The sequence below is a fragment of the Xaviernesmea oryzae genome (assembly GCF_900109605.1).
GTDB classification, from domain to species: domain Bacteria; phylum Pseudomonadota; class Alphaproteobacteria; order Rhizobiales; family Rhizobiaceae; genus Xaviernesmea; species Xaviernesmea oryzae.
On sequence record NZ_FOAM01000013.1, the window covers coordinates 162,460 to 171,327 of the forward strand.

The 8,868-nt window shown below is 62.8% G+C and carries 10 protein-coding genes; 8 read left to right on the forward strand and 2 right to left on the reverse strand.

Features of this window, described 5'->3' with window-relative positions; all coding sequences use genetic code 11:
- Positions 1 to 51 precede the first annotated feature (51 nt).
- From BMX61_RS16930 to BMX61_RS16965, 8 genes are all read left to right on the forward strand, one after another.
- Positions 52 to 1,746 carry a histidine--tRNA ligase gene (locus BMX61_RS16930; protein ID WP_075629559.1) on the forward strand — a complete coding sequence of 565 codons (1,695 nt, stop codon included), beginning with the start codon at positions 52 to 54 and terminating at the stop codon, positions 1,744 to 1,746.
- Positions 1,743 to 2,111: a VOC family protein gene (locus BMX61_RS16935; protein ID WP_075629259.1), complete on the forward strand. Its 369-nt coding sequence runs from the start codon at positions 1,743 to 1,745 to the stop codon at positions 2,109 to 2,111. The genes BMX61_RS16930 and BMX61_RS16935 overlap by 4 nt, the downstream gene beginning before the upstream one ends.
- 4 nt (positions 2,112 to 2,115) lie before the next feature.
- Positions 2,116 to 3,255 carry an ATP phosphoribosyltransferase regulatory subunit gene (locus BMX61_RS16940; protein WP_075629258.1) on the forward strand — a complete coding sequence of 380 codons (1,140 nt, stop codon included), beginning with the start codon at positions 2,116 to 2,118 and terminating at the stop codon, positions 3,253 to 3,255.
- On the forward strand, positions 3,252 to 3,947 hold the full coding sequence (hisG, locus tag BMX61_RS16945; protein ID WP_075629257.1) for an ATP phosphoribosyltransferase: 696 nt from the start codon (positions 3,252 to 3,254) through the stop codon (positions 3,945 to 3,947). The genes BMX61_RS16940 and hisG overlap by 4 nt, the downstream gene beginning before the upstream one ends.
- Before the next feature lie 123 nt (positions 3,948 to 4,070).
- Positions 4,071 to 4,592 carry a nucleoside deaminase gene (locus BMX61_RS16950; RefSeq protein WP_075629256.1) on the forward strand — a complete coding sequence of 174 codons (522 nt, stop codon included), beginning with the start codon at positions 4,071 to 4,073 and terminating at the stop codon, positions 4,590 to 4,592.
- Between the two features lie 109 nt (positions 4,593 to 4,701).
- Positions 4,702 to 5,409, forward strand: a complete 708-nt coding sequence (locus BMX61_RS16955) for a glutathione binding-like protein (RefSeq protein ID WP_075629255.1) — start codon at positions 4,702 to 4,704, stop codon at positions 5,407 to 5,409.
- A gap of 23 nt (positions 5,410 to 5,432) precedes the next feature.
- Positions 5,433 to 6,665, forward strand: a complete 1,233-nt coding sequence (locus BMX61_RS16960) for an NAD(P)/FAD-dependent oxidoreductase (protein WP_075629254.1) — start codon at positions 5,433 to 5,435, stop codon at positions 6,663 to 6,665.
- A gap of 94 nt (positions 6,666 to 6,759) precedes the next feature.
- Positions 6,760 to 7,326, forward strand: coding sequence for a GNAT family N-acetyltransferase (locus BMX61_RS16965; protein ID WP_075629253.1), 567 nt, complete (start codon positions 6,760 to 6,762; stop codon positions 7,324 to 7,326).
- A 55-nt stretch (positions 7,327 to 7,381) separates the two neighbouring features.
- Here BMX61_RS16965 and BMX61_RS16970 read toward each other — a convergent pair whose 3' ends face one another.
- Together BMX61_RS16970 and BMX61_RS16975 are read right to left on the reverse strand one after the other, a co-directional pair.
- On the reverse strand, positions 7,382 to 8,038 hold the full coding sequence (locus BMX61_RS16970; protein WP_139198953.1) for a ParA family protein: 657 nt from the start codon (positions 8,036 to 8,038) through the stop codon (positions 7,382 to 7,384).
- 511 nt (positions 8,039 to 8,549) lie between these two features.
- A partial coding sequence (locus BMX61_RS16975) for a transposase (RefSeq protein WP_139198954.1) occupies positions 8,550 to 8,868 on the reverse strand: 319 nt, incomplete at its 5' end.

Below are 8,868 nucleotides of genomic sequence, written 5' to 3' on the forward strand. Positions count from 1 at the left end.
AACCGCTCAATTTTCGGCCTTTCCGCAAGGCCAAAACGGTGGATGACGATCATGAGCGACAAGCAGAAGAAACCCCAGAAGCTGAAGGCCCGCCTGCCGCGCGGCTTTGTCGATCGCAGCGCCGCCGATATCCATGCCACCAATGCGATGATCGAGACGATCCGCGCGGTCTATGAGCGTTACGGCTTCGACCCCGTGGAAACGCCGCTGTTCGAATATACCGATGCGCTCGGCAAGTTCCTGCCCGACAGCGACCGTCCGAACGAGGGCGTCTTCTCGTTGCAGGATGACGACGACCAGTGGATGAGCCTGCGCTATGACCTGACCGCGCCGCTCGCCCGCCATGTCGCGGAGAATTTCCAGGAGATCCAGCTTCCCTATCGCACCTATCGCGCCGGCTATGTCTTCCGCAACGAGAAGCCGGGCCCGGGCCGTTTCCGCCAGTTCATGCAGTTCGATGCCGACACTGTCGGCGCGCCCGGCGTCCAGGCGGATGCGGAAATGTGCATGATGATGGCCGATACGCTGGAGGCGCTCGGGATCAAGCGCGGCGATTATGTGATCCGGGTCAACAACCGCAAGGTTTTGGACGGGGTGATGGAGGCGATCGGGCTCGGCGGCGAGGAGAATGCCGGGCGGCGGCTCAATGTGCTGCGCGCTATCGACAAGCTCGACAAGTTCGGCCCTGAGGGCGTGACGCTGCTGCTCGGCGAGGGCCGCAAGGATGAGAGCGGCGATTTTACCAAGGGTGCAGGTCTTGATCCAGCACAGATCTATTGTTTGGAACCACTTTTAAGCTACCAGACCGGTGCATTTGCGGTCGCAGGAGTCGGGAAAAATAATCCCATGTTTATGAGCCAGCAAATGGCTCCCCTTAATTCCTTTGGTGATGATCGCAAAGGTCACCAAATCGACGCTGTAGGTTTAGAAAACGCACTGGCGCTTGGTTATGTCGATGCCATGTTTCAGCGTATAGAAAAGACTTTTCCCGACCAGCGAGCACTGTTTCATCACGGGGGTGGCGCGTTTGACGGCTATGATGAGCTGACGAGGATCGCTACTTTGGCATATGCCTCTGGATACAATGGAAAGGACGAACCAATCAGAGTTCGGATCGACCCCTCGGTCGTCCGCGGCCTCGAATATTACACCGGTCCCGTCTACGAAGCCGAGCTCACCTTCGACGTCACCAATGAAAAGGGCGAGAAGGTCGTCTTCGGCTCGGTCGGCGGCGGCGGGCGTTATGATGGGCTGGTCTCGCGCTTCATGGGCCAGCCGGTGCCGGCCACCGGCTTTTCCATCGGCGTCTCCCGCCTGATGACCGCGCTGAAGAACCTCGGCAAGCTCGGCAATGACGATGTGCTCGGTCCGGTTCTGGTCACCGTCATGGATGGCGATGTCGAGGCCATGGGCCGCTATCAGCGCTTTACCCAGGCGCTACGCGCCGAGGGCATCCGCGCCGAGATGTATCAGGGCAATTGGAAGAAGTTCGGCAATCAGCTGAAATATGCCGACCGGCGCGGCTCGCCGATCGCCATCATCCAGGGCGGCGACGAGCGGGCCCAAGGCGTGGTCCAGATCAAGGATCTGATCGAGGGCAAGCGGCTCTCCGGCGAGATCGAGGACAATGCCACCTGGCGCGAGGCGCGGGTGGCGCAGGAGACGGTGCCGGAGGCCGAGCTGGTCGAGAAGGTCAAGGCCATGCTCGCGGCTCAGGCCGAAGACCGCCGTCGGGCCGGCGCATGAGCATTCTCGGGCTCGATCATGTGCAGCTCGCCATGCCCGAGGGCGGCGAAGAGGCCGCGCGCGGCTTTTATGCGGGCCTTCTTGGCATGGCCGAGGAGCAGAAACCGGCGGCTCTGGCCGGGCGTGGCGGCTGCTGGTTCAAGGCCGGCAGCGCACGCGTGCATCTCGGCGTGGAAGCGGATTTCCGGCCGGCCCGCAAGGCCCACCCGGCACTTCTGGTCGATGATCTCGCTGCGATGGAAGTCCGGTTCGCTGAGGCTGGGATTCCGGTCAAGCACGATGTGCCGCTCGACGGTTATGACCGTCTGCATGTGCAGGACCCTTTTGAAAACCGCATCGAGCTGATGCAAATCCTGGCGCGGTGATTTCATGCCCCTGATCGACATGCCGGATTTCGCCGGCGCGCTTCTCGACGAATTTGGCCGTCGGCGGACTCAAAGGGTAGATGCGCCCGTGATCCAGCCGGCCGCGCCTTTTCTCGATATGGCCGGCGAGGATCTGCGCCGGCGTATCTTCCTGACCGAAAGCGAGACCGGCGAGAGCTTCTGCCTGCGGCCGGAATTCACCATTCCCGTCTGCCTGCGCCATATCGAAACGGCGACCGGCACGCCGAAGCGCTATTCCTATCTCGGCCAGGTCTTTCGCCAGCGCCGCGAGGGCGGCAATGAATTTTATCAGGCCGGCATCGAGGATCTGGGCGACCGCAATTTCGCCAGCGCCGATGCCCGCGTGGTGGCCGATGCGCTCGGCTGTCTCGGGCGCATTCTGCCCGGCCGCAGCCTGACGGTGACGATCGGCGACCAGGCAGTGTTCGAGGCCGTGGTGGCCGCGCTCGGCCTGCCCGCCGGCTGGCAGAGGCGGCTGGTGCGCGCCTTCGGCCAGCAGGATGTGCTCGATGCAATGATTGCTCGTCTCGCCCGGCCCGCACCGATGGCCGGTCTGCCGGATGAGGTCGAAGCGCTGCTGGAGGCCGGCAATGAGGCCGGCCTGATCGCCCATGTCGAGGCCGAGATGGCCCGCACCGGCACGCTCACCAATGCCAGCCGCGCGCCTGAAGAGATCGTGCGCCGGTTGAAGGAGAAGCGCCAGGTGGCCGATGCTTCGCTCAACAAGGCCAAGCTGGATGCGCTGAAGGAATTTCTCTCGCTCAATGTCAGCCTGCGCTACGCGCCCGCGGTGCTGGCCGATTTCGCCCGCACCGCCGGCCTGCCGCTGCGCGATGCCATTGCCGGCTTCGACGCGCGCGTGGCGGCCTTCGCCAATGCCGGTGCGCCGCTGGCCGACATCACCTGGCGTGCCGCCTTCGGGCGCCCGCTGGATTATTACACCGGCCTCGTCTTCGAGGTGACGGAGCGGGGCAAGCATGAGGTTCTGGCTGGCGGCGGTCGGTTCGACCGGATGATGACGCTGCTCGGCGCCGCCGATCACATTCCCGCCGTTGGCTTCGCGCTGTGGCTGGACCGGGTCGAGGCGGCGCTCGCCCCCGCAGGCAAGAGGACCGCGCCATGACCATCACCCTTGCGCTCCCCTCCAAGGGCCGGATCAAGGAGGCCTCGGCCGCGCTGTTCGACAAGGCCGGGCTGTCCATCGTCTCGGTCGGCAATGACCGCTCCTATCGCGGTCGGATCGAAGGGCTCGATGGGGTCGAGGTCGCCTATCTCTCGGCCTCTGAGATTGCCCGCGAGCTTGCCGCCGGCACGGTCGATTTCGGCATTACCGGGGAAGATCTCGTGCGCGAGGGCATGAGCGATGTCGAGACCCGCGTCGACTTCTGCGCCCGCCTCGGCTTCGGCGCTGCCGATGTGGTCGTGGCCGTGCCCGAGATCTGGCTCGATGTCGAGACCATGGCCGATCTCGGCGATGTCGCCGCCGATTTCCGCGCGCGCCATGGTCGCCGGCTGGCGATTGCCACCAAATATTGGCGGCTGACCCAGCAGTTCTTCTCGCAGCGCCACGGCATCCAGCTCTACCGCATCGTCGAAAGCCTAGGCGCCACCGAAGGCGCGCCGGCCGCCGGCCAAGCCGATATCATCGTCGATATCACCTCCACCGGCGCGACACTAAGGGCCAACCATCTGAAGGTGCTGGCCGATGGCGTGATCCTGAAGTCCGAAGCCTGCCTGGTGCGCGCCCGCAAGCCGGCGCATGACGGCGACGCGCGCGTGGCCGAGATCGTCAGCCGGGTGGGCGCGGCACTGTAGACAGCGGCCCGGTCTGTGTGGAATATCAGGCCCGTCTAACGTTCCGCGCTTTCTCTGCTGCCGCTGGGCTTCTGCCATGGGAGAATCGGAGGGCGCGCAGGACACCAGAGGAGAGGCTGGAAGATGAATGGGACGGTTCGACCCGATGACGCCGCACTGATGGGCGAGGCGCTGGCGCAGGCTTCCCTCGCGCTTGAAGCCGGCATCTTTCCCGTTGGCGCCGTTCTGGCGACTGGCGAAGGGCAGGTCATCGGCCGCGCGCACAAGACAATGGCGAGCAACCATCTCGACCATGCGGAGATGAACCTCTTTCGCTCGGTTTTCGTCAGTCCTTATTCCCACCAGCGCGGTGATGGGCTGACGCTCTATACGACGCTGGAACCCTGCATCATGTGTTTCGGCACGCTGCTGCATCTGCCGATTTCCCGGCTGGTCTATGCCATGCCGGATGCCTATGGCGGCTGCGCGGCCGTTCGGCTTGCGCCCAGCCCGCCGCGCCATGCGGAGCGCGAGGTCGATATCACAGGTGGTGTGCGGCTGGAGGAGGCGAGGACCTTGTTCCGACAGTTTCTCGACACCACGGAGGAAGGCTTTTGGCGCAAGGGCGGCGCGCCGCATTTTCAAGCGGCGGTTCGCGGTGGATAATGGCGCAGCCGGCTTGCCACCTCGCGGCTTCGGCGCGCAATCTTCCGGCCACGTCCCTCTACCGTCGCGAAACATGCGGGCGACGGAATTTTCGACCTAGGAGCGCCCCATGAGCGATCTCTCGAGCTTTCCCATCACCAAGCGCTGGCCGCCAAAGAACCCGGAGGCGATCCAGCTCTATTCGCTGCCGACGCCGAACGGCGTGAAGATCGCGATCGCGCTGGAGGAGCTGGGGCTGGCCTATGACGCACACCGGATCGACTTTTCCACCAATGAGCAGAAGTCCCCGGAGTTCGTCTCGCTCAATCCGAATGGCCGTATCCCCGCGATCATCGATCCCAATGGACCCGACGGCAAGCCGATCGGCCTGTTCGAATCCGGCGCGATCCTCGTCTATCTCGCGGAGAAGACCGGCAAGCTGATCCCGGCCGATGCGCATGGCCGCTATGAGACGCTGGCCTGGGTGATGTTTCAGATGGGCGGTATCGGGCCGATGTTTGGCCAGTTCGGCCACTTCTTCAAATTCGCCGCCGACAAGGTCGCCAACAATTCCTATCCGATGGAACGCTATCGCGACGAATCCCAGCGCCTGCTGTCGATTCTCGAAGCACGGCTCGAAGGCCGCAGCTGGCTGATGGGCGAGGACTACACCATCGCCGATATTACGACGTTCCCCTGGGTCGAAGGCGCACGCAAATTCTATGGCGCGGCCGATGTGCTCGACTATGCCAGCTTCCCCAATGTGCTGGGATGGGTGGATCGCGCACTGGCGCGTCCGGCCGTCAAGATCGGCATGGACGTGCCGGCAAAGCCCTGACACGGACGAGAGGCGAGACCGAGATGGTGGTGAAGGCTGACGGGCGGCTGGTGATCGTGGGTGGTGGACAAGCCGGTTTTGCGCTGGCCGCCCGGCTACGGGCGCTGGGCGACCGGCGCGCGATCACGCTCGTCTCGGCCGAAGAAAGCCCACCCTATCAGCGCCCACCGCTCTCCAAAAAATATCTCCTCGGCGAGATGACGCTCGACCGGCTGCAGTTCCGCCCCGAAAGCTGGTATGCCGACAATGCGATAGACCTGCGCCTGTCGACCCGCGTTGCCGCCATCGACAGGGCCGAGAAGCGCCTGCTGCTCGATGGCGGTGAGCAACTTGCCTATGACGTGCTGGCGCTAGCGACCGGAGCAACGCCCCGCCGCTTGGCACCGGCCATCGGCGGCGATCTCGACGGCGTCTTCACCCTGCGTGATTTTCACGATGCCGACCGGCTGGCCAAGGCGATGGCACCGGGCAGGCATGCGTTGATCATCGGCGGCGGCTATATCGGGCTGGAAGCAGCGGCGGTGGCCCGCATGCAGGGGCTGGAGGTGACGCTGATCGAGATGGCCGACCGCATTCTCCAGCGCGTCGCCGCTGCGGCAACGTCGAAGATCGTCGCAGGCATCCACCGGGCGCGTGGCGTGGATCTGCGGGAAGGGGCCGCGCTTTCCCATCTTGAAGGACGGGACGGACGGGTAGTGGCCGCCCATCTGGCCGATGGCACGGTTCTGCCCGTCGATCTCGTGATCGCCGGCATCGGTGTCTCGGCCAATGACCATCTCGCCCGGGAATCGGGTCTGCGCAGCGGCAACGGCATTCTCGTCGATGAATTCGGCCGCACGGACGATCCCGCGATCCACGCCATGGGAGACTGTGCCCTGGTGCCCTTCGACGACATGGCTGTGCGGCTGGAATCGGTGCAAAACGCGGTCGATCAGGCAGAAGCCGTCGCCGCGCACCTGGCAGGAAGCACCGAGCCCTATCGGCCCAAGCCCTGGTTCTGGTCGGATCAATATGACGTCAAGCTGCAGATCGCCGGCTTTGGCCTCGGCCATGACGAGACGCTGACGCGGCCGGGTGCGCGCGAAGGCGCGGTGTCCGTCTGGTATTTCCGCTCGGGACGGCTGATCGCCGTCGACGCGCTGAACGATGCCAAGGCCTATGTCACGGGTAAGAAGCTGATCGAGATGGGTGTTACCCCGGACAAAGACCGGTTGGCCGACCCTGCAACCGACCTCAAGACCTTGCTGCCGGCCTGAACCCACAGCCTCGATCTCGGCATGACGAACGCCTGCCGAGATTGCCAATGCCCAAGGTGAATGCCGCCTTTGCACCTATCTGGAGCGCCGTCACATGTCCTTGGCCATCCGTCCTGTTCGCTTCGACGATCGCGCTGCCATCACCGATATCCATGTTCGCCAGTCGCAGCGCACCTATGCGCATTTTCTCCCGGCGACATATCTCCTGGAGGTCGTGCCAGTCGAGAAGCAGGCGCTTTGGCAGGACCGTATCGTGGAAACCGGCGCGGCACCCAACGTTCTGATCCGTGTCGCTGAAAGCGAGGAGGGGCTCGTGGCAGGCTTTGCCTGCTTCGTACTGAAGCCGGAGGATCCTTGGGGCGTTTATCTGCATAATCTCTATGTCGACACGCCTTTTGCCGGCCAGGGGCTGGGCCGCAAGCTCTTCCGGGCGGGACTTGTCGATCTGCCGGAAGACGCCCGCGATCGCCCTGTGCATCTCACTGCCTTTGCCGAAAACCGCAAGGCCTGCGCGCTTTATGATCGCCTGGGCGGTGTCATCGGCGAGCGTTGGATGACCGAGCGCGCTGATTGTCCGCCCATCGAGACGCTGCGTTATTGTTGGCCGGATCGCCAAACAGCACTCGCCGGGCTCGCCGGCGTCCTGCATGCTCAAGCCTAGAGCTTAAGACCAAAGGTCGGAATGGGTTCGAGGCTCTCTTCTCGTCCTCCCCAACTCAGGAGGCCAGGCGCTTCTGCACCGCATCTGTGAGGTATAGAATGTCGCGGCGAGCTTTTTCCAGATTGTGGATCCGAGGATCTTCAGCGCCGAACAATGATTCCATCTTCATGAACATGTCGCGATAGGCGCTGCGCTCAAGGATGGCCGCGTCCAGGAACGGGATCTTCTGCTCGGCGATGACCTGGTTCACATGCTTGGCGGAATGGGTAAGCACGATAGGATTGAGCCGCGTCAGCAGAACTGACGACTTGATCACCATCCGCCGGTTTTCCTCCACCAGCTTCAAGAGATTGAGCGTGTGGATGGCGCCCCGTGCATCGACGGCGGAGCCTTGCATCGGCACGACCACGAAATCCGAGAGCGCGAAGGTCAGCGCATTCATCACGTCGGTTGCGGCGGAGAGGTCGACGACGATGAAATCGGCTTGCCGTTTGAACTGATCCAGATGGCGCGAGATATCGGCCGCCTTTTCGGCGCGTGCGGAGGACAGCCTGCTTGGTCCTGCCGTCGAACACCACTCGTGAAGCGTCCACAGCGGGTCACAGTCGAGAGCTGCGACGCGATAGCCACGCTCGATCAGGCCTGAAATGAGCAGCGCCGAACTGGTCGTCTTGCCGGAACCGCCCTTGATATTTGCAAAGCTGATGATCATGCCGATCAAAAAACCAGATCAACGAAGGCCGGCTCTGCCGTGATGTGCGTATACAATGGTCACCTCTCATGACGCCTTGCCGCACTGCGCCATCGACGTTCCCAGAATCAAATTCCCCAAGCCCATTATTCATAAAAAAGAAGTTATTGAAATACGATAAATAGGGATAAACTTATAAGCGATAGCCGATTAGACTTGATGGGAATATGACAATTTTCGTCATCTCTACAATTATGCCATGAGCGGCTTCAGCCGATGCATCCGGCCCAATGCCTGGCACGCGCCACGAATGCCGGATCTTGGCGAGCCAAGCCCAGCCCGTTCAGCATGGCCACGCCTTGCCGCAATACGGACAGCTCGTTGAGGCGACGGGGCCGGATTTTGCGGGTCTGCTGGAGCCTACCGTCTTCGTTCTCTCACTTGATCCCTTTCGCGCGCACCCCTTGAAACCTCGTCTTACGGGCCGCGCCGACGCCACCCATCCGCCAAGCCATCCTAAAGCATGTCGCATTTATTCAGCCTCATATCCTGCGGCTTTGAAGAAGTTTCGGCATTCGGTGACGGAGAAGAGGCTGATGATGTCACCGAGGGCTTGGGCAAGCGCGTCGAAGCTTCTGGCGGCTCGCTTTCGTAAGAGCGCCTTGAGCTTTGAGAACGCCATTTCGATGGGGTTCAGGTCCGGCGAATAGGGCGGCAGGAAGAGCAGCCACGCTCCCTTGGCCTTGACCAACTGTTCTGCTCGTTCACTTTTGTGGAAACCGACATTGTCGAGAATGACGACATCGCCGGGCGACAGTGTCGGCACAAGCTGTGTCTCGATCCAGGTTTCG

Bases quoted from the DNA above. Each gene is read 5' to 3' on its own strand.
- BMX61_RS16930 (WP_075629559.1), top strand. From the start codon at position 52: ATGAGCGACAAGCAGAAGAAACCCCAGAAGCTGAAGGCCCGCCTGCCG.
- BMX61_RS16935 (WP_075629259.1), top strand. From the start codon at position 1,743: ATGAGCATTCTCGGGCTCGATCATGTGCAGCTCGCCATGCCCGAGGGC.
- BMX61_RS16940 (WP_075629258.1), top strand. From the start codon at position 2,116: ATGCCCCTGATCGACATGCCGGATTTCGCCGGCGCGCTTCTCGACGAA.
- hisG (WP_075629257.1), top strand. From the start codon at position 3,252: ATGACCATCACCCTTGCGCTCCCCTCCAAGGGCCGGATCAAGGAGGCC.
- BMX61_RS16950 (WP_075629256.1), top strand. From the start codon at position 4,071: ATGAATGGGACGGTTCGACCCGATGACGCCGCACTGATGGGCGAGGCG.
- BMX61_RS16955 (WP_075629255.1), top strand. From the start codon at position 4,702: ATGAGCGATCTCTCGAGCTTTCCCATCACCAAGCGCTGGCCGCCAAAG.
- BMX61_RS16960 (WP_075629254.1), top strand. From the start codon at position 5,433: ATGGTGGTGAAGGCTGACGGGCGGCTGGTGATCGTGGGTGGTGGACAA.
- BMX61_RS16965 (WP_075629253.1), top strand. From the start codon at position 6,760: ATGTCCTTGGCCATCCGTCCTGTTCGCTTCGACGATCGCGCTGCCATC.
- BMX61_RS16970 (WP_139198953.1), bottom strand. From the start codon at position 8,038: ATGATCATCAGCTTTGCAAATATCAAGGGCGGTTCCGGCAAGACGACC.